The organism is Roseomonas gilardii (assembly GCF_001941945.1).
Classification (GTDB): Bacteria; Pseudomonadota; Alphaproteobacteria; order Acetobacterales; family Acetobacteraceae; genus Roseomonas.
The window spans coordinates 504,317-524,243 of sequence record NZ_CP015584.1 but is presented as its reverse complement, the minus strand read 5'-3'; the positions used below and the strand labels follow the sequence as shown (position 1 = coordinate 524,243).

Sequence of the window (19,927 nt, the reverse complement as noted above, 5' to 3'; positions counted from 1 at the left end):
GGCCTGTCGTGCTCTCGCTCACCGAGGGTCAGCCGTGGCCGAGACCGATCCCGTCGTGCACCACGTGCGGAAGCCTCGCCTCGATGCGGCTGCTGTCTGGTGTTTCGAGGCACTGCCAACGACTACAACAGACTGCCGTAGAGGCTGCCCCTCAGGTCGGGAACCGGACATGCCAACTCAGGGCGCACCCATGTCGATACTCCGCGTTCCCAGTAAACAGTAAGCTCGTAGCTCTTCTTTTCACTATCTGAAAATCGGGTATGTAATGCTCTGATGCCCGATGGAGAGCCGATGAGCGATCCGCAGAACCGAGCCTTCCTGACCGTGATCCCGGAGGCTCATGCCGAGCTGGTCCGTGGTCTGGCATCGCCCGTGCGAATACAGATCTTGCGTCTGCTGCGGCAACACGGCCCCCTCAATGTGAACCAGATCGGCGAGCGGCTCGACCTCCCCCAATCCACAGTGGCTGCAAATGTACAGGTGCTGGAGGAGTGCCGCCTGATCGAGACCGAGGTCGTCAAGGCAAGGAAGGGCCAGCAGAAGATCTGCCATGTCCGCTTCGATGACATCGTCATACGTCTCGACGGTCCCGCCTTGACGCAGCGCAGCGACCTCGTCGAGGTCGCCATGCCCCTGGGTCTCTATACCTCCTGCAACGTGCGCGCACCCTGCGGTCTGTGCTCCCAGCGTGGAGTGATTGGCCTACTCGACGTGCCGGATTTCTTTCTCGATCCGGCGAGGGTCGAAGCAGCGCTGATCTGGTTCTCGCGCGGATTCGTCGAGTACAAGTTCCCCAACAATGCCAAGCTGATAGGAGCCCAGGTGCGGGCGCTGGAATTCAGCATGGAGCTTTCCTCCGAAGTTCCGGGCACCAGCCTCAACTGGCCATCCGACATCACGCTATGGGTAAACGGAGTGAGACTGGGCAGCTGGACCTCTCCCTCCGATTACGGCGACAAGAGGGGCGTGCATACACCGCGCTGGTGGAAGCTGGCGGGGTCGCAGTATGGCCGTCTTACCAACTGGCGCGTAACCGAGAATGGCACCTTCTTCGATGGAATTCGCCTGTCCGATGTGACGCTGCTCGACCTCGCGCTCGACGAGCATCACTCCATCCGGTTGAGGATCGGCATCGAGGAGGATGCCGCTCATCCCGGAGGGATCAACATCTTCGGCCGAGGTTTCGGCAATCACGGCCAGGACATTGTCATGCGACTTCTCCTCGCCTAGTATTCCCGAAATTCGGGTTTATATCCAAATTGTCGTTGACTTTTGTGAAGCGACGCTCCTAGCCTCCCTTCAACGATAGCCGGCAAAGCCGGCACGTGGAGGAATGGTCCATGTCGCTTAGCCGCAGATCCCTGCTGGCCACGCCGATCGTGCTCGCCGCCGCACCACTCAGCGCCCAGACGGGAAGTTCCGGTTCAGTCCCCGCCGCTCCGCCACGGCGCGAGACCCTGATCCTAGAAAACCCGGAAGGTGTGATCCGCAACGCCGGCTGGTTCAACATCTGGGCGATCAATGCCGGCAGCCAGTATAACGGGCTGCAGCAGGTCGCGATGGACACGCTCTGGTATATCGATCCGGAAAGCGGGCTGGACGGTCCCTTCGACAATTCCTTGGCGGCCGAACCACCGATCTACAATGCCGACTTCACCGAGATGACCGCCAAGCTGCGCCGCGGCATCCACTGGAGCGACGGGGTGGAGTTCACTGCCACCGATGTGGTGCATACCGTCGAGACGCAGATCAAGAACCCCGGCATGCGCTGGAGCGCGCAACTGATCCTAAACGTGGATCAGGTGTCTGCCCCCGATCCCTATACCGTGGTGTTCAAACTGAAGCGGCCTAATGCGCGCTTCCACGCCAATTTCATGGTGCGCTTCAACGCCATCTGGATCATGCCCAAGCATGTTTTTGAGAAGGTGGCGGACCCGGTACGGTTCGACTTCAACCCACCGGTCTCGCTGGGAGCCTACACGCTGCACAGCTACGATCCCGAGGGACGGCGATTCACTTGGCAGCGGCGAGAGGACTGGCAACGGACCACGCTCGGGCGCTTCGGACAACCAGCACCGCGCTACCTCTCCTATGTCGATGGCGGGCCTCCGGACAAGCGCGTGATCGCGCAGCTCAATCACGAGTTGGATGTGGTCCATGACGTCTCGCCGGAGGGCATGTTCACCCTGGCGCGGCAATCGGAGCATATCCAGGGTTGGTTCCCGCGCTTTCCCTATGCGCATCCCGACCCGACATTGCCGGCGCTGATCTTCAACACCCAGAACCCGATGTTCCAAGATAAGCGGGTCCGCTGGGCGCTGGCGTTGCTGATCGACATCAAGGCCGTCTCGATGGCCAGCTATCGCGGCGCGGCCACCATATCCGCCATCGCCCTGCCCCCCACAGGTACTCATCCCCGGGACTATCATGGGCCGTTGCAGGACTGGCTCTCAGCCTTCGAGATCGACACCGGCAAGCAGGTCATCAAGCCCTACGATCCGGGGATCGGGGCGGAGATCGCGGGACTGGTACGACCTTCCACCCCCAATGTCCCGACCGATCCCACGGAGATCACGCGTTCCCTGGGACACGGATGGTGGAAGCCCAATCCTCGTGCCGCCACGGAACTCCTGGAAGCAGCCGGTTATCGCAAGCGGGGCAACAACTGGCTGATGCCGGATGGTCGCCCCTTCAGCATCAAGGTGATGGTGGAAGGCGAAACCCGCCCTGTGATGACACGTGCGGGCACCATGATCGCCCAGAACTGGCGTCAGTTCGGCATCGACAGCCGGATCGACGTGGCACAGGGCACGACCATGTCCGATCGCCGCAACGCCGGCGACTTCGAGACCGTCATTGCCTGGAGCGTCGAGACCTATGGCGGCCATCCGGACCTCGCCTATTTCCTCGATAGCTGGCATTCCCAATATGTCGCGCCACCCGGCAAGGCGCAGCCCTGGCGCAACTGGCAGCGCTGGTCGAGCCCGGAGATGGACGCGGTCATCGAGCGCATGCGGCGGACGCCCTTCGACGATCCATCGGTGGTCGAGATCGGCCGCGACTATGCCAAGCTGATGGTCCGGGAAATGCCGATCATCCCGCTCATGGCGTATAACGTCTTCACCTCGATGGATACGACCTACTGGACGGGCTTCCCCAATTCGGAAGCACCCTTCGCCAACCCTGTGCCCAACTGGGGCAACTCTCGCTACATGCTGGTGCGCCTGAAGCCGCGCGCCGCCTGATAACCGGCTGGCGGGCGCTTTATGCCCGCCTCTCCGCAAGGCGAGGGATGTACGCATGCAGGGCTATGGCCTCCATCTGATCAAGCGTCTGATGCAGTTCCTGCTGGTCGTCTTTGTCGGCATCAACGTGACCTATGTCATCACGCATGCCACGCCGATCGACCCGGTGGAGCAGACCATCACCGCCGCCACCGCCTTTGGCACCACGAGCCCCGAAGCCATCGAGATGATGCGCCGATCCCTGCAGGATCTCTATGGCACCGGCGGCAGTCCGCTGAGCCAGTGGCTGTCTTTCTGGCGGAGGATTCTGGTCGGCGATTTCGGCCCCTCGCTTTCCGCCTTCCCGACCCCGGTCGGGACGCTGATCGGCCGCGCCTTGCCTTGGACCTTCGGCTTGATGGCGGTCTCCACGCTGGTGGCCTGGGGACTGGGCAACCTCCTTGGCGGTCTGGCGGGCTACTATCGGCGCAGCCGGCTGCTCAAGCTGGCCGGCATCGCCGCCATGGCCGTGCATCCCGTGCCCTATTACATCGTGGCCTTCGTGCTTCTGATCCTCTTTGGCTTCGTCTGGCCAATCCTGCCGATCACGGGTGCCTATGCGCAGGGCCTCCAGCCAGGCTTCACGCTGGAATTCATGCTCAGCGTCCTGCGCCATTCCCTTCTTCCGGCCCTGTCGTTGATCCTGGTTGGGATTGGTGGCTGGTTCATGGGCATGCGTTCCCTCGTCTCGAATGTCGTGACCGAAGACTACGCTGTCTATGCGGAGTTGGCCGGTGTCCGGAGGCGCACCATCCTGTCCGCCTATGTCATGCGCAACGCGCTCGCGCCGCAGGTGACAGGGCTCGCCATGTCGCTCGGGGCCATCTTCAATGGCGCCATCATCACCGAACAGGTCTTTGGCTATCCCGGGCTCGGCTCACTCCTGGTCTCGGCGGTTCACGCGGGTGACTACAGTCTGGTGATCGGCGTGACCACCATCTCGATCCTCGCCGTTTCCTCCGCGGTGCTGCTGGTGGACCTGCTCTATCCTTTGCTCGATCCAAGGGTCCAGGGGCGCTGACATGATCCGTATCCTGCGGGACCTGCTGCGCTACAACTGGGAGTTCGCTCTCGGCGGCCTGCTGCTGCTGGCCGTAGCCATCGTAGCGCTGCTGTCCTTCCTTTCGCCCTATCCTCCCCTGGATGTCTATGTCGTGCCGCCTGACATGCCGCCCTCGGCACAGTTCATCCTGGGCACCACCTCACGCGGGCAGGATGTCTTCTGGCAGCTCTCCTTCGCGATCCGGAACACGCTGCTTTTCGGCATCACCGTTGCCGTGATCAGCCGGATCATCGCGCTCACCGTGGGTCTTCTCGCCGGCTATGCCGGCGGCACTGCGGACCGGGCGCTGATGTCAATCAACGACAGTTTCATCGTGGTGCCGCTCTTCCCCATCCTGGTGCTCTTCTACTTCGTGATGCGGGATCAGATGACCTGGGCACTGCTGGCACTCGTCGCCGCCTGTCTCGGTTGGGCCTATGATGCGCGGTTGGTTCGCTCCATAGCCCTGTCGCTTAAGACACGCGAGTTCACGGCCCAGGCCGCATTCTCCGGCATGAGCGCAGCCCGGATTGTGACACGCGAGCACCTGCCCTACGTCATGCCGGTGATCTTCACCACCACCATGAACAACATGAACTGGAGCATCGGGCTGGAGGTAACGCTCTCGGTCCTGGGCTTCACCGACGTCAACACGCCCACCATCGGCGGGATGATCTACTGGGCCAACCAGCATGCCGCCCTGGTCTCAGGAATCTGGTGGTGGATCGCGGCGCCCGTGGCCCTGGTCGTCGCCGTCTTCGTGGCGCTGTTCCTTCTGGCGGTCTCGATGAACGAGTACATCGATCCACGCTCCCGCCTCGCGCGCATGGGAGGCGGCGCGTGATGCTGGCTGTCGCTCCCCCCGCCGCTCTGCCGATCCTGTCCACGCGGCCACGCCCTATCCTTTCCGTCGAGGGCCTCAAAGCGTACTACCGCGTGAATGCCTATGGCACGGTTCGCGAGGTGCGTGCCGTGGACGATATCAGCCTTGAGATCCGCCGGGATGAGATCTATGGGCTAGCGGGCGAAAGCTCCTCCGGCAAAAGCAGCCTGATCAAGACCATTGCCCGGGCGATCCGCCCACCCTTGCAGGTGGTAGCCGGGCAGATCAGGTTCGATTTCGGCACCGGACCACGCGACCTCTATGCCTTGCCGGAACTGGAACTCTCAGCCCTACGCTGGCGGAACCTGTCCTATATCATGCAGGGCTCGATGAACGTGCTGAATCCAGTGCGCAGGATCCGGCACGCCTTCGTGGACTTCGCTTTCCGCCATATGGGTCTGCCCATGCCGGAGTTCCTGCATAGGGTCCAGGCGCATCTGGCCCATCTGCATCTGCCGTCCGAGGTGCTGGAACGCTTCCCGCATGAACTATCTGGCGGCATGCGGCAACGGGTCACCATCGCCCTCGCCACCGTCTGCCGCCCGGATTTCGTGATCGCCGACGAGCCCACCACCGCGCTCGACGTCGTAGTGCAGAAAGGCGTTCTGGGGATGATCCGCAGACTGCAGCGCGAGATGGGTTCTTCCGTCCTCTTCGTCACGCACGACATGGCCGTGCATGCCAACCTCACCGACCGGCTCGGTATCATGTATGCGGGGCGGCTAGCGGAAGAAGCGCCGACACGGCAGCTCTTTCAGCGGCCGCTGCATCCCTATACGCGCCATCTGATCGCCAGCCTTCCCCGTATCGGCGACGATAGGCCGCGGCATGGGCTGGAAGGCAAGCCGCCCAGCCTGGCCGATCCGCCGCCGGGTTGCCGCTTCCATCCGCGTTGTCCGCTCGCCATGCCGGTGTGCCGGAAGGTGGTGCCGGCTTTCGAGGAGGTCCGGCCTGACCACCGCGTCGCTTGTCACGCCGTGGTCCAGGGGAGGGTATCATGACGACGCCACTCCTCGAACTGCGACAGGTTTGCAAGACCTATGGCGGCGGTCTCTTCGCGCGTCGGAAGACGCCGGCGGTGCGGGACGTGTCCTTCGTTCTGGATGCCGGGCAGCCGGAAGTCTTTGCGATCATCGGAGAGTCGGGCAGCGGCAAATCTACCTTGGCTCGCATGGTGCTAGGCATGAGCGAAACGACAGAGGGAAAGATTCTCTTCCGGGGCCTTGATATGGCACGTCTCGGAGGGCGTCGCGCCCGACTGGATTTCATGCGACAGGTGCAGCCGATCTTCCAGAACCCTTTCGAGGCCTTCAACCCGCTCGTCCGGGTGGATCGCTACCTCTACGCCACCGCCCGTAACCTCGCTGGAGCATCGGGGCAAGAAGAGGCCGAGGTGGCTTCCGACCGTGCCCTTCAACAGGTGGGTCTTTCACTCGCAGAGGTGAAAGGCCGCTTTCCGCATGAGATGTCAGGGGGGCAGTTGCAGCGTGCCGCGATCGCGCGGGCTCTGATCCCTGGCCCAGCGCTGCTCGTGGCGGATGAACCCGTCTCGATGATCGATGCCTCGCTGCGCATGACCATCGTGAACCTGTTCAGGGAGCTCCGGGATCACCTGCGGGTCTCGATCATCTACATCACGCACGATCTCGCGACAGCCTATACGATCAGCGATCGCGTCATGATCATGCGACATGGCGAGGTGGTGGAGACGGGCGATGCACGCACAGTGTTGTCGAACCCGAGGCATCCCTACGCCATCCAGTTGAAGGAATCCGTGCTCTCCATCGAGGGTGCATGGGATGACGCGCCGGAGCCGGCCGGACAACCGGCACACGGCCCATAGGAAACAGGGAAGGAACGAAGCCTTGAAGGCACAGGTGACCATCGATCGCGACGTCGCCATCGGCGATACGCATGACCGTCTCTTCGGAGCTTTCGTCGAGCATCTCGGGCGATGCGTCTATGGCGGTATCTTCGAACCCGGCCATCCAGAGGCGGATGAGAAGGGGTTCCGCAGGGATGTGCTGGCGCTGGTGAAGGAGCTGGCCCCGACCATCATGCGCTATCCCGGAGGCAACTTCGTGTCCGGGTACAACTGGGAAGACGGGGTCGGTCCCGTGGAGCAGCGTCCGCGCCGCCTCGATCTTGCCTGGATGTCCACGGAGCCTAACACCTTCGGCACGAATGAGTTCATCGACTGGTGCCGCGCCGCCGATGTCGAACCGATGCTGGCGGTCAACCTCGGGACGTGTGGTGCCGATGCAGCGCGTAATCTCGTAGAGTACTGCAATCACCCGGGTGGAACGGCATGGTCCGACCTGCGCCGTTCTCATGGCTGGGAAAAGCCGCACGACATCAAGTTCTGGTGCCTTGGTAACGAGGTGGATGGTCCCTGGCAGATGGAGCACAAAACGGCCCGAGAGTACGGCCGTGTTGCGACGGAATCCGCCAAGATGATGAAGTGGGTCGATCCATCGCTGGAGCTGGCAGCCTGTGGATCTTCTGCCCGCAACATGCCGACTTTTGGTGCGTGGGAACGGGAAGTTCTGGAGCACTGTTTCGAGCATGTCGAGTTCATCTCGCTCCACACGTATCTGAACAACTATGCCGACGATATGCCGAGCTTCCTGGCCAGTGCAGACCTCATGGATAGTTTCATCGAAGAGGTCGTGTCCATTGCCGATGCCGTGGCAGCGGAGCGCAGGTCGTCCAAGAGGCTGATGCTGAGTTTCGATGAATGGAATGTCTGGTACCGTACACGGGGGAAGAAGGAAGGAAGGACTGTCCCGGGCTGGCCGGTGGCACCGAAGATCCTGGAAGAAATCTATACGATGGGCGATGCGCTGGCCTTCGGTGGCGCATGCATCTCCCTGCTCAACCATGCTGACAGGGTGAAGGCTGCCTGCCTCGCACAGCTCGTGAATGCCATCGCGCCGATCATGACAGAAACCGGCGGTCCGGCCTGGCGGCAAACGATCTTCTATCCGTTCGCCCAGATGAGCAATCTCGGGCGCGGGCGGGTCCTGCGGTCACGCGTGGAATCGCCAACCTATGCCACCAGCTACTATGACCCGCGTGGGACGCAGGAGCATCGCTTCTCCATGCCGGAGGTCCCGTACCTGAAGTGCGCAGCAGTACATGACCGGGATGAGGGTTTCCTCACGCTTTTCCTGCTGAACCGGAGCCTGGACGACGTCCTGGACCTTCGTGTCGATACGCGAGGAATGGAGCTTCTCGGTCTCGACCGGGCAGAACAGCTCTGCGATTCAGACCTGGCCGCTGTCAACAGCCGCGAGCAGCCCGAACGAATCAAGCCATCTATCCTGGAACAGGTACGCATCGCAGATGGCCAGATCTCTGCGGTGCTGCAACCTGGTTCATGGAATATCATTCGCATGAAGATGCTCGCTGCCTAAGCTCGTGTTTGACCATCAGGAGGCGTGGCAGATGGCGTAGGCCATAGCGCGCTGAAGGGTGGGTCGAGGTTTCAAGATGTGATTGGTGCGCCGTGAGGTGAGCAAACCCTGTTCGTACCAGAAGTGACGTCGCATGGCGACGAGGATGTCATTGAAGGTAGGACGTGGTTTGCGGTGCCAAGCGCCGCTGGCCACGGCTTCTTGCTCTGTGGGCCTGAGCTGGACGGCCGAGAGGGCGGTGAGGGAGAACAGCGCCAGCAGGCAAGGCGAGGTCCGACCACTGCCGTTGGGTCCTGGAACGTGACCTCCAGCTGCCAACGCTGGACGAACCAGCCCACGATCTGATCAGGCGCGCGATGGAGGTTGGTGCACAGCAAGGCCTGCGGGGTGAACCGTAAGCGCGGCGTGACCACTCTTCTTGATCTGCTCCACTGAGCCCGCGAGGTAGGTCGTCGCGGAGGTGTGGGATGGCGCGACGGGTGAACCCGGCAGCAGCGCCTCGTAGCGTCCGGGCCGCACCGGAGCGCAGGGGGCCTGATCTCCGATGCGCAGGCACAGGGTGTAGCGCTCCAGCTCATGGTCCGGCACCACCGCGGTGCTGACTGGGCCGTTGGCCGAGATCACCGGCGCCACTGTCATGCCGCTGGAGGCCGGCCGCCACAGGAGTGGCTGGAGTCACTGACATGGTGGCGATCGGCTCACCAGCCGCCGGACTCATGCCGCGGCGGCTTTCGTTCGGCGGGATCGCCACGGGGTCCGTGGCGCAGGCCGTGAGACTCAGGCCGAGCGCGGCGAGCATCGCGAGCGCACCGATGCGGAAGGCAGGGTGGGTCATGGGCCGCCGCGGGTCTGACCCTGTCAGGCCGAGGCCCGCACCGGCCGAGGTGGCACAGGAGGCGAGGAGCCGGACGCGGGGGAAGGTCCGGTGGTCGGGGCGGGTGGACCGGAGCACGGCGTGGTTTCCAGATCGGGATGCCGAACCGGCTTACAGCTCCCTCGGGACGGAGGGCCCGAAGGCCAGCCGAGATCGTGACGATCTTTCTCCGAACCTATCTTCGGAAATTTTTCGGATTAGGATCGTCCATGCGTGGATGAGGGTTTTTGATGCCGTTGCGTGACGAGCCCGGGACCTATCGCTTCGACGAATTCCGACTGGACGCCTTGCGCGGAGTGGTCTTGGGACCCGATGGGACCGAACTGCGCCTCCGGCCCAAGACCTTCGCCCTCCTGCGGCATCTGCTGGACCATCCTGGACAGCTCCTGGGGCGGGAGGAGCTGCTCGAAGCGCTCTGGCCGGGCTTGGTGGTGACGGACGACTCGCTCACCCAGTGCATCGGCGAACTACGACAGGCTTTCGGCAGCCGCGCCGCCCAGATCCTGCGCACTGTCCCCCGGCGAGGCTACATGCTGACGGCCGCGGTGCGGCGCGACGGGCCGTCCCGGCCGGACGCCGCCCCCGATGCAGCGCCGGCGCCGAAGGCCTTGGCCCCCCCGGCCCGCGACTTCGCGGACCTCCGCCAGGACCCGATCGCCGTCCATCGCTTCGAGGCACCGGACGGCGACCTGACCTGCGCCCACTTGGCCGATGCGATGACGGGCGATCTGGTCGCGGAGCTCGCTCGGATCGAAGGGCTGCGCGTGCTGCCCGCCGCGGAGGCGGTTGCCGCGGAGGGATATCTCGTCCAGGGCGAGGTGCGCTCCGCCGGGGAGGCCCTGCGAATGACGATCCGGCTCGAGGATGCCGCGACCGGGACTGTCCTCTGGGCGGAACGCCTGGAACAGCCGCGGAAGAGCGCACCGGGCCTGTCCACGACGAGGCTGACCGCCCTCGCCGTCCACCTCAACTGGCAGGTGGAGCGGCACAGCCTTTCGGCCGCGCGCCGCAAACCGGTCGCCACGCTGACCGCGCGCGAGCTCTGCCTGATCGGACGGGACCATCACCAGCGCGTCACGCAGGCGGATACGGAGGTGGCGAGGGAGATGTTCGCCCGCGCGATCGCGGCCGATCCGGACTACGCGCCGGCCTATGCTTGGCAGGCCTACACCGTGCACCGCGCGATCACCCACGGCTGGGGCGGCCCGGGGGGACAGGCGACGCGGGACGAGGCGCTCCGGCTCGCGCGGCGTGCCGTGCAACTCCAGCCGGACTCGCCACTCTGCCTCGCCCGCCTCGCCTTCGCCCTCGTTCTGGATCAGCGCTGGGAGGAGGCAGTGGCCGTTGCGCGTTCGGCGCTGCACACGGGCCGGTCAGCCTTTGCGCCCCCTCGTATCACCGTCTGCGAGGTCCTCGTCGCCGCTGGGCACCCCGAGGAGGCAGCGGAGGTGGCGCAGGACACCATTGCGCTCGACCCGCTCAGCCCGCCGACCGCGCGGGGAATCCTCGGACGGGCGCTGCTGCTGGCAGGGAGGGGGGAGGAAGCGCTGCCGCCGCTGCGCTGGTGCGCCTTGCACCTGCCGGACTATGCGGCGACCTACGATACCCTCGTGGTGGCATGGGTGGAGGCCGGACGGATGCCCGAGGCCCTGGCGGCGCGGGGCGAGCTGTTCCGCCTCCGGCCGGACTGGACGCCGCGCAACCACACCGGCTTCTGGTACTTTCGGCGTCCTGAGGACCTGGACCGCTTCCAGGCGGCGCACCGCCGCGCGGCCGAGCCGGTCGGCGACGCAGGCGGACCCTCGATCGCTCCTGCCGCCGGCCTTACACTCCCTGACACGAGCCGCGCCGCCTTGCCGCTCGAGCCGCCCACGCGTTCGGGACCGGTGCCAAGGCCACCGTCTGTCGACGGCCTCGCGGGCCTCCTCCGGCAGGACACGCTTGTCGTGCAACCTCTGCAGGCCGCCCCAGCCGATGCCGATGCCGCGCAGGCTGCCGCCACGCTCACGCCGAACCTCATGGCCGAGCTGGTCCGTCACGCCGACCTGCGCGTCGTCGCCGGCCCGGATGAACGGGTGACGCAGGGCTTCGAGGTGAAGGGCGATGTCCACTCCGCGGGTGAGCTGCTCTGCGTCCATCTCCGGTTGGACGACCTCGCGACCGGCACCACTTTCTGGGCCCAGCGGGTGGAGTGGCCGTCGGGTCGGGCTGCCGGCTTGCCTGTCGAGGGCATCGCATCGCTCGCGGCAGCGATGAACGTGCAGATCGGGCGCAAGAGCCTGCGCCGGGCGCGGCAGAAGCCCGTGGAGCGGTTGAGCGCCCGGGAGTTCACGTTGCTCGGCCAGGAGCATTACCTCCGCAGCACGGAGGCCGAGACGTCCATCGCGCGCGGGCTGTTCGTCCGCGCCTCGGCGGCCGATCCGGGCTACGCCCCGGCTCTCGCCTGGACTGCCATCACCCTCGCGCGCATCGCGATCCATGGCTGGCGCGCGCAAGGCCACAGCGAGACGTTGGAACAGTCGATCCGGCTGGCGCGGAACGCCGTCGAACTGGATCCGGAATCCCCCCACTCGCTTGCCGCGCTTTGCCTGACGCTTGCGTTGCAGGGCCATTGGGGGGAGGCCGTCACCACGGCGCGCCTCGCGCTGCGGACCAACCGCATCGCCAACGATGCGGCACGCATCGCAAGCGGGGACGTGCTGGCCGCTGCGGGCCACCCGGAGGATGCCGAAAGGGCCTTTCGGCAGGCGATCGCCGAGGACCCGCACGGTTCGCCCGTCCTGCACGCGGTGCTCGGCCGCGCCCTCCTCCTGGGCGGCCGTCCCGAGGAGGCGATGATCGCGCTCCGCCACTGCGCGGTGCATCTGCCCGACTACGCCCTCTGCTTCCGTACCATGGTGGTCGCGGCGGTCGAGGCTGGCCTTGTCGAGGAGGCGCGCGAGGCGCTGCGCGAGGTTGCCCGTCTGCGGCCCGGCTGGGTCACGGGCACCGAGCCGATCTTCTGGTTCCTGCGCCGGCCGGAGGATGTCGAGCGATACGAGAAAGCGTTCCGCATCGCGTTGCGCCTGGGTGCCGCGGCGAATGCGGGCGGGCTACTGCGGGCCCCAACCTCGCGGGCGTGACGTGAGGCGCGGCCGGTTGCTCCTACCGGCCCAGTCCCGTCCATCGTCCGATCCTCCCTACCGTTGTCGCACCATCCGGGCCCGGTGGAGCGCGGAACCGGCATCGCGGTCGGGGCCGCGCTCATGATCCTTGGCCCGCAAACTACCCTCAGAACCTGTAGGCGATGCGGCCCATGCCGGCGTGCGAGACGTAGCCATCGCCGACATCGGCGCTGTACTGGAGCTTGAAGTCCCAGTTGACGCTGGAGAGCAGTTCCGCCCCCACCGCGAACTTGCCCAGCGTGTTCGGGATCGGCGTGGTGGCGCGGAAGCCCCGGCTGGCCGGCTGGCCGGCGAAGCGCGCAGTTGCCGCCCAGTCCCCGTTGCTGATCAGGCTGATGCCGGCGCTGGCATAGGGACGCAGCACCATCCCCTCACCCAGGTTCAGCCGTCCGCCAACCTCGATGGCGGGGGTCGCGGCGAAGCTGGTCTCGCCCTGGCCATCCACCGCCAGGTTGAAGGGCGCGGCCCCGCTCTCGGTGTAGCTGCCGCTGCGCACGTGGTTCAGGTGCAAGTCCAGGCGCGGCTGCAGGTACCAGCCCTCGAAGGGGATCTGATAGGCGATGCGGGTGTGCGCGCCGACCTGCCAGGCGCGCGGCGACGCGTTGGCCTGCTGCACGACGGAGCCAATCTCCACCGTGCGCCGGCTGTCGTACCAGCCGTAGCCGAAGTCGAGCGCGCCCGAGACCTGCCAGGGCCCATCCTGGTAACGCAGGGTGGCGCCCAGCAGCAGGCTGTTGCCGCTGACCTTGGTCAGTCCGCCATCGCCGCGGAAGTCGCTGTTCTCATAGGCGATGGAGCCGCCGAGGAACCAGTTCGGCGCGATCCGCGCCTGCCCGCCGGTCTGCAGCGTCCAGGCATCGGCGGTGTAGCCGAGCGCGCCGGAGGTGGCGTCCTGGTTGCTGTGGCGGCCGAAGATACGGGCCCAGCCACAGCTCTGATCCGCATCGGTGATGCCAGCCTGATCGTAGGTCGGGCAGCCGTCGAACATGGTGGTGACGAAGTGCTGGCTGGCGCTGTAGCGGAAGGCGGCCACCGCGCCGAGCGTCTGGCCGGAGAGGCTGTCGAGCGTGCGGGCATAGCCGGGGGCATCGGCAACGCCGGCCAGAGCGGTGTAGCCGGTGCCGAGGCTAGCGCCGCTGTCCCACAGCTCCTGCAGGTGGGCGGCCACACGCTGCTGGTTCTGGCCAAGATTGGCCGCCTGGGCCACGAACTCGGCACGGGGCTGAATCAGCAGGCTGTTGCCGCTGCCCTGGGCATCGAAGCGGAAGAGTTGGGTACGGGTGGTGGCGAGGCCGGCATCGAGGTTCACGCCGTCGGTTGCGGTCAGCACGGTGACCGCCCGGTTGGCCAGGGCGGCGGCATGCACCTCCACCGTGCCGGCGAGGTTGGCACTGCCCTGCACCTCCAGCCGGTCCGCCTGGCCGGTGGCGTGATTCGTGTCCACCACCAAGCGGCCGGTGCCGGTCTGCACCAGCGCGCCGGTCATCTCCGTCGTGGCCACCCGGCCCGTGCCGCCGATGTTGAGCGTGCCCGCATTCGTCAAGATGCCGGCCGCGCCGAGGCGCATCAGCGGACCGGTGTTGATCGTGCCCCCGGCGGAGTTGCTGACGGTGCCACCCGTGACGACGCAGCCGCCTTGAGGGCAAGAACCGCCGCCGCCGCCGTTGTCCAGGTTGACGCTACCGGTGATGTTGCCGCCGGACTGGTTGTACACGCTGGTCCAGCCGCCGGTACCGTAGATGGCGGTGGTGCCGAGCGAGGTGATGGTGCCCTGATTGTTGATGTTGTTGTTGAGTTGGCTCTGCGGGTCCTGGTTGGTGCTGCCGCCGACAATGTAGATGCCGGCGTTGTAGCCGTCGCCCGTGTTGTAGTCGTGCCCACCCTGCACCACGGCGCCCGGCCCGACGTTGATCCGCACAGCGGCGCCGCCGGTTGGGTTCGCCGGGATGTTCTTGCTCGGGTCCGCCGCGATCGGTTGGCCCACGCTCTCGGCGAAGATGCCGGGCGCGGCCCTGCCGCCCGCCTGCACCTGGCCGTAGACGTTCACCGTCACGGTGTTGCCGGCGCCGCTCCCGCCGGCCGTGCCATCATAGGCGCCGTAGCCGCTGCTCGTGATCCGCCCGCCGCCGCCGCCGATGCTCTGGGCCAGGACGACGGGGGTGTTGTCGGCGCTGGTGGAGAGGATGGCCGTCGGGTTCACGTTGACCAGGACCTGTCCGCCGTTGCCGCTGTGCGCGGAAGAGGGCGCAAAGCCCGCGCGCTGCGCCGTCAGCCCGGTATCACCGGCGAGGCCGCCACCGCCGCCGATGCTCTGCGCCAGGATGGCCACGGCACCGATGCCGGAGGTAGTGATGTTGCCCGCCGTCCCCGCCGCGCCCGTGCTGTTGCCGGCCGTCACCGACACGCTGCCGGCATCGCCGGTCATGGTGCCGGTGCCGAAGAAGTTCGTGCCGTTGGGCGTGCCGCCCAGCACCAGGCCGCCGCCGCCGCCGATGCTCTGCGCCAGGATGCCATAGGCGTCGCTGCCGAACCGCGTCCCGTTCGTGGCCACGGAGCCGGTCGTGATGCTGCCCGTGTGGTTCACCACCACGTCGCCGGCGGAACCGGCGGCCGCCTCCTTGCTCGCGTCGCAAAGGGTGCCGCAGGCCCCGCCGAAGGTCAGGTTGATGCCGTAGCTGCCGCCCGTCGCGACCGGCCCGCCGCCGGCGTTGTCGGAGGCGTCGCTGGAGCGGGTGCGGATGATGCCGCCACCGCCCGCGATGCTCTGCGCGACGATGCCGATCGCGTCATGGCTGCGCGTGACGATCGCGCCGGAGTTGTTGACCGTCACGGTCCCCGCCGTCCCGCCGCCGCCGCCATTGGCGCCGATCGCGATGGGCAGGCTGAGCACGGAGGTGTTGTCCGCGTTGTCGCCCTTGACCTTCGCGGCCGAGGTCCCGGCGATGCCGCCGCCGCCGGCGACGCTCTGCGCGACGATGCCGAGCGACTGCGCGCCGATCGTCGTGATGCCCCCGCCATTGTCCACGGTGACGCTGCCCGCGTTGCCGCCGTGGCCACCCCGGCCGCCGACACTGATCGGGACGTTCCCCTCCTTGTCATCCTCGTTGACCTTGCCGCTGGTGATGGAGGAAACGGCCGCGCCGCCCCGGCCGCCGCCGCCGCCGATCGCCTGCGCCAGGATGCCGTCCGACATCGGCCCGACCGTGCCGATGGAGCCGGTGTTGGTGACCTGGACGTTGCCCGCATCCCCGGCGGCGCCGCCCTGCCCGCCCACGTTCACGTGGACGGTGATCTTGGTGGAGGAGCTGTTGTCGCCGCTGTCGCCGCCGGATTCGCCCAGATCCTCCAGGTCCCCGGCCGGGTCGTCGCCCAGCAGGCGCGTCGCCGTGACGTTGCCGAGCGCGGCGTTGGCGACGCCGATGAGGCCGGAGATGGTGTTGTACTGGTTCACCGCGCCCTCCCCGCCGGAGGCGAAGGCGCTGTTGAGCGCGGTCATGGCGCCGTTGACGGAGCCGCTGGCCCCATTGCCGCCATCGCCGGAATTGGTGTGGTTGCCGAGCGTGCTGGCCGACTTGCCGCCGAGCCCGCCGCCGCCGCCGATGCTCTGCGCCACGACGCCCGGCGCATCGGCCCCGAAGGTCACGATCGTGCCGGCGTTCGTCAGCGTGACGGCGTTGCCGCCATTGGGCTGGGTGGTGCTGCCGCCGACGGCGCCGTTGCCGCCGACCGCGACACTCGCGGTGATCTGGCCGTTGCTCGTGCCGGCCGCGCCGCCGCCGCGCCCGCCGCCGCCGCCGACCGATTGCGCCAGGATGCCGATCGCGCCGTCGCCGAGGGTCAGCAGCGCCCCGTTGTTGGTCACGGTGACGGGACCGCCGTCGCCGCCGCTGCCACCCTTGCCGCCGAGCGTGACGCTGGCGGAGATGTTCGCCCCGTCGCCGGAGCTCTTCGCCTGGGCGTCGCCATTGCCGCCGTTGCCGCCGCCGCCGCCGATGCTCTGGGCCAGGACCGCGTCCGCCGCCTCGCCCCGGGTGAAGATCATGCCCGCCGCGACCCCGCCGGCGCGTCCGTTGGTGAGGGTGACCGGACCGCCGGAGCCGCCGCCACCAGCGCTGCCGCCGAGAGCGACCGAGGTCGAGACATTGAGCGGCGAGTCGTCGTTGCCCTTGGCGGTGGACATCGCCGAGGCGTCGCCGCCCGAGCCACCACCGCCACCGACGCTCTGCCCCGCCATGCCGACGGCACCGCCGCCCGCCGTCGCGATCAGGCCGGTGTTCTGGAGGGTGACGCTGTTGCCGTTTCCTCCCGCTCCGCCCGCGCCGCCGATGGCGACCGCGACGGAGACGGTCGGCGTCGGCACCTCCTCGGTCGCGGCACCGTACACCGTGGCGGTCGCACCGGACGCGCCGCCTGTGCCGCCGCCGCCGCCGATGCTCTGGCCGAGGATGCCGTGGGAGTTCGCCCCTGTCGTCAGAATCTGGCCCGTGCTGGTAGGAAAGGTGCCGGTCTGGCCGACCGGACCGCCGTCGCCGCCGCCGCCGGCGGTGCCGCCAAGCGACACCGACGCCCCTCCGATGACCGACACGACCTTGGAATAGGCTGCGCCGCCGTTGCCGCCGCCGCCGCCGATGGACTGCATCACGATGCCGGAGGAGTGCAGGCCGGAGGTCGTGATGCTGCCGGTGCTCGCCACCTCCACGCTGCCGCCGGCGCCGCCGCCGGCGCCCGAGCCGCCGATGGCGATGTTCAGGAAGACGTTGGTGTCGCTCGTGCTGATCGCGTTGCCGCCGTTGCCGCCGCCGCCGCCGATGCTCTGCGCCAGGATGCCCGTGGAGCGCTCGCCGGAGGTCACGATCGCGCTGGCGCCGGAGGCGTTGGTGGACTTCTCGATGGAAACGTCGCTGCCGTGGCCCGCCCCCGCGCCGTCCCCGCCGACGGCGAGCCAGCCATTCGAGTCGCCGCCGTTGCCGCCGCCGCCGCCGATGCTCTGCGCCAGGATACCGGGGGAATTGGTCCCGGTCGTGGTGATGGAGGAGACCGCGGCGCCGACGAACCCGACGGACCCGCCGCTGCCACCGGTGCCGCCGTTGCCGCCGCTGGCGCCCCAGCCACCGCCCTGGCCACCGCTGCCGCCCGCGCCGCCGAAGGACTGTGCGAGGATACCCGGGGAGTCCGCGTTGCCCGTGCTGACGCGTCCCCAGTTCTCCACGTACACGCCGCCGGCGTCGGCGCCCGTGCCCGCGGTGCCGCCGTTGCCGTCGGTGCCGCCTTTGCCCGTGCCCGAGCCGCCCTGGCCGCCCTGGCCGCCGAAGGACTGGGCGGTGATGGCGGCGCCGGTGCCCGTGGTGCTCGCCGAACCGCCGGGTGCGAGGACAACGGACACGGGGCCGCCCGCACCGCCGTTGCCGCCGTTGCCGCCCTGGTCGCCGATCTCGCCGTAGGCAGTGCCGCCGTCACCGCCGTTGCCGCCCTGGGAGAGCGCGAAGATGCCGCCCTGGGTGCCGCTGACGTTGCCCCCGAACACGACGCTCACGCCGATGGTGCCGCCGCTGCCGCCGCTGCCGGCATCGCCGCCATCGTTGTTGGAGCCACTGGCGTTGCCGCTGGTCCCCTGGGCACCGGCGCCGCCCGAGGCGCTGGCATAGAGCCCCACCGATGGCAGGATTCCGCTGTTCGGCACCCACGGCTGCGCCGTGCTTGGGTTGTTGAGCTGCCCGGTCATCGGGGCGCTCGAGGTGCCGGCCGCGATGTTGCCGGCCGTCCCGCCGTCGCCGGAGGTGGTCGCGGTCCCCTGATGGCCGCTGTAGCCGCCGACACCGCCGGCGCCGCCATCGGCCTGGATCACAGTGATCCCCCCGGTCGAGGTGCCGGGCTGCATCGTGACGGTCAGGGCGTTGCCGTCGCCACCCCTGCCGCCGTCGGCACCCGAGTGATCGATGCCGGTGTAGGTCCAACCTGTTCCGCCCTGGCCGCCGGTGGTCTGGATCACGATCTCCCCGGCCGGGTAGGCGACGCCGGGGATGTTGACGTTCGCCGCCCCGACCTGGGTGCCGGGGGTGCCGGGATTCTGGTTGTCCGGGGCCGCAGGCGGCTGCACGACGTAGTAGCAGGCATATCCTTCATAGGCGCCGCAGTCGTCGGCCCTGGCCGAGCCGTCCACTGAGGCGGAGAGCAGGACGAGCGGCACCGCCACGACGGCCGCCACCACCGCGGTGCCCGAGCAGGAGGCGAGCAGCCGCGCGCGGGGAGAGGGGCGCAGCGTGGTGGGGCGGGGCACCCAGAGCGGCGGCAAGGGCTCGCACGCCGCAATGCCGGAGGCAGAGGATTCAGGGATCGCCCGAGAGGCCACCTTGCGGATGGAGCGGATGGCAAGACGCATGGCATGGGGTTCCTGGCTGGATGCTGAACCAGGTATCGCTGACCTTCGTCCTGGAAGTCCCGAGAGGGCTCCTAAAAATGGGCGATTAATTTCCGAAACTGCCTTCAGGGTTCTTTCGGATCTGGACCGCTCGCAGGCGCGGTCGGGGGAGCACGATGGCGCTGCGGGAGAGTTCCGGAACCTACCGCTTCGACGCATTCCAGGTTGGACGTGATCCGCGGTGCCGTCCTGGGGTCTGATAGGGCTGAGCCACGGTTACAGCCACGGCCTTCACCTCTTGGCACTCCTGGATAATCCAGACCGGCTGCCAGAGTGGGAGGATCTGCTTGGGACGCCCTGGCAGGGTGGGTTGAAGACCGGTGGCTCCCCGTGACACCACTGATAGGCGGCACGATGCAGGCCACTACGGTACGCACCTGTACCCCGAGCATGCTGCGCGGCCCGAACTCGGGGCGGCGTACTGCCGGTCGTGGTTGGGCGCGCGTCAGCGCTTACCCTGTAGCTGCGATCCCCTCCGCCCTCGCGGTTCCTCCAGCAACTCGGTGACGGGCACTTCCAGGGTCTGCGCCAAGCGCAGCAGCACCAGCAGGGTGGGGTTGCGCAAGCCACGCTCGATGCCGCTGACGTAGGTCCGGTCCAGCCCCGCAGCGCCCCGCCTCCAGCCGCAGGCGCTGCTCTCCCCGGCCGCCGCGGCCTTCATCGCCTGCCTGCGCGAGACCATCGCCAAGATCACCATGCGCGGCTTCGCCGATATGCTGGACGCTGATAGCTCGCGCCGCAAAAGCGATAAGACATCTCTTCCCCGCCGCTCGTAGAAGTGCCCCCGGAGTCCATGCCGAAGCCGGGCGCCGGACGGGACAGCGGCCCCGCCCCTGGGGAGGACAC

Annotated in this window: 11 protein-coding genes; 8 read left to right on the top strand and 3 right to left on the bottom strand. The window is 67.5% G+C overall.

Annotated features, from left to right (window positions below; all coding sequences use genetic code 11):
* The first annotated feature begins 291 nt into the window (after window positions 1–291).
* From RGI145_RS21845 to arfA, 7 genes are all read left to right on the top strand, one after another.
* On the top strand, window positions 292–1,230 hold the full coding sequence (locus RGI145_RS21845) for an ArsR/SmtB family transcription factor (protein WP_075800619.1): 939 nt from the start codon (window positions 292–294) through the stop codon (window positions 1,228–1,230).
* Window positions 1,231–1,340: 110 nt separating this feature from the next.
* Window positions 1,341–3,245, top strand: coding sequence for an ABC transporter substrate-binding protein (locus tag RGI145_RS21840; RefSeq protein ID WP_075800618.1), 1,905 nt, complete (start codon window positions 1,341–1,343; stop codon window positions 3,243–3,245).
* 55 nt (window positions 3,246–3,300) lie between these two features.
* Window positions 3,301–4,305: an ABC transporter permease gene (locus RGI145_RS21835; protein ID WP_075800617.1), complete on the top strand. Its 1,005-nt coding sequence runs from the start codon at window positions 3,301–3,303 to the stop codon at window positions 4,303–4,305.
* Window position 4,306: 1 nt separating this feature from the next.
* Window positions 4,307–5,170, top strand: a complete 864-nt coding sequence (locus RGI145_RS21830) for an ABC transporter permease (RefSeq protein WP_075800616.1) — start codon at window positions 4,307–4,309, stop codon at window positions 5,168–5,170.
* A gap of 128 nt (window positions 5,171–5,298) precedes the next feature.
* Window positions 5,299–6,210: an ABC transporter ATP-binding protein gene (locus RGI145_RS21825; protein ID WP_237183324.1), complete on the top strand. Its 912-nt coding sequence runs from the start codon at window positions 5,299–5,301 to the stop codon at window positions 6,208–6,210.
* Complete coding sequence (locus RGI145_RS21820) at window positions 6,207–7,052, top strand: ABC transporter ATP-binding protein (RefSeq protein WP_075800614.1); 846 nt, start codon at window positions 6,207–6,209, stop codon at window positions 7,050–7,052. The genes RGI145_RS21825 and RGI145_RS21820 overlap by 4 nt, the downstream gene beginning before the upstream one ends.
* Before the next feature lie 22 nt (window positions 7,053–7,074).
* Window positions 7,075–8,625 (top strand): arabinosylfuranosidase ArfA, encoded by a 1,551-nt coding sequence (arfA, locus tag RGI145_RS21815; protein ID WP_075800613.1) that lies wholly within the window; start codon window positions 7,075–7,077, stop codon window positions 8,623–8,625.
* 345 nt (window positions 8,626–8,970) lie between these two features.
* Here the strand turns inward: arfA and RGI145_RS25250 are convergent, their stop codons facing one another.
* Window positions 8,971–9,249 carry a hypothetical protein gene (locus tag RGI145_RS25250; protein WP_156878722.1) on the bottom strand — a complete coding sequence of 93 codons (279 nt, stop codon included), beginning with the start codon at window positions 9,247–9,249 and terminating at the stop codon, window positions 8,971–8,973.
* A 480-nt stretch (window positions 9,250–9,729) separates the two neighbouring features.
* Here RGI145_RS25250 and RGI145_RS21810 point away from each other — a divergent pair, with 480 nt between their 5' ends.
* Window positions 9,730–12,621, top strand: coding sequence for a winged helix-turn-helix domain-containing protein (locus tag RGI145_RS21810; RefSeq protein WP_075800612.1), 2,892 nt, complete (start codon window positions 9,730–9,732; stop codon window positions 12,619–12,621).
* A 148-nt stretch (window positions 12,622–12,769) separates the two neighbouring features.
* Here RGI145_RS21810 and RGI145_RS21805 read toward each other — a convergent pair whose 3' ends face one another.
* Window positions 12,770–19,042 (bottom strand): autotransporter outer membrane beta-barrel domain-containing protein, encoded by a 6,273-nt coding sequence (locus tag RGI145_RS21805; RefSeq protein WP_075800611.1) that lies wholly within the window; start codon window positions 19,040–19,042, stop codon window positions 12,770–12,772.
* A gap of 484 nt (window positions 19,043–19,526) precedes the next feature.
* Window positions 19,527–19,778 carry a helix-turn-helix domain-containing protein gene (locus RGI145_RS21800; RefSeq protein WP_237183323.1) on the bottom strand — a complete coding sequence of 84 codons (252 nt, stop codon included), beginning with the start codon at window positions 19,776–19,778 and terminating at the stop codon, window positions 19,527–19,529.
* Window positions 19,779–19,927 lie beyond the last annotated feature (149 nt).

What these genes read in the sequence shown, in the direction of transcription:
- RGI145_RS21845 (WP_075800619.1), top strand. Translation starts at nt 292, where the DNA reads ATGAGCGATCCGCAGAACCGAGCCTTCCTGACCGTGATCCCGGAGGCT.
- RGI145_RS21840 (WP_075800618.1), top strand. Translation starts at nt 1,341, where the DNA reads ATGTCGCTTAGCCGCAGATCCCTGCTGGCCACGCCGATCGTGCTCGCC.
- RGI145_RS21835 (WP_075800617.1), top strand. Translation starts at nt 3,301, where the DNA reads ATGCAGGGCTATGGCCTCCATCTGATCAAGCGTCTGATGCAGTTCCTG.
- RGI145_RS21830 (WP_075800616.1), top strand. Translation starts at nt 4,307, where the DNA reads ATGATCCGTATCCTGCGGGACCTGCTGCGCTACAACTGGGAGTTCGCT.
- RGI145_RS21820 (WP_075800614.1), top strand. Translation starts at nt 6,207, where the DNA reads ATGACGACGCCACTCCTCGAACTGCGACAGGTTTGCAAGACCTATGGC.
- RGI145_RS21810 (WP_075800612.1), top strand. Translation starts at nt 9,730, where the DNA reads ATGCCGTTGCGTGACGAGCCCGGGACCTATCGCTTCGACGAATTCCGA.
- RGI145_RS21805 (WP_075800611.1), bottom strand. Translation starts at nt 19,042, where the DNA reads ATGCGTCTTGCCATCCGCTCCATCCGCAAGGTGGCCTCTCGGGCGATC.
- RGI145_RS21800 (WP_237183323.1), bottom strand. Translation starts at nt 19,778, where the DNA reads ATGGTGATCTTGGCGATGGTCTCGCGCAGGCAGGCGATGAAGGCCGCG.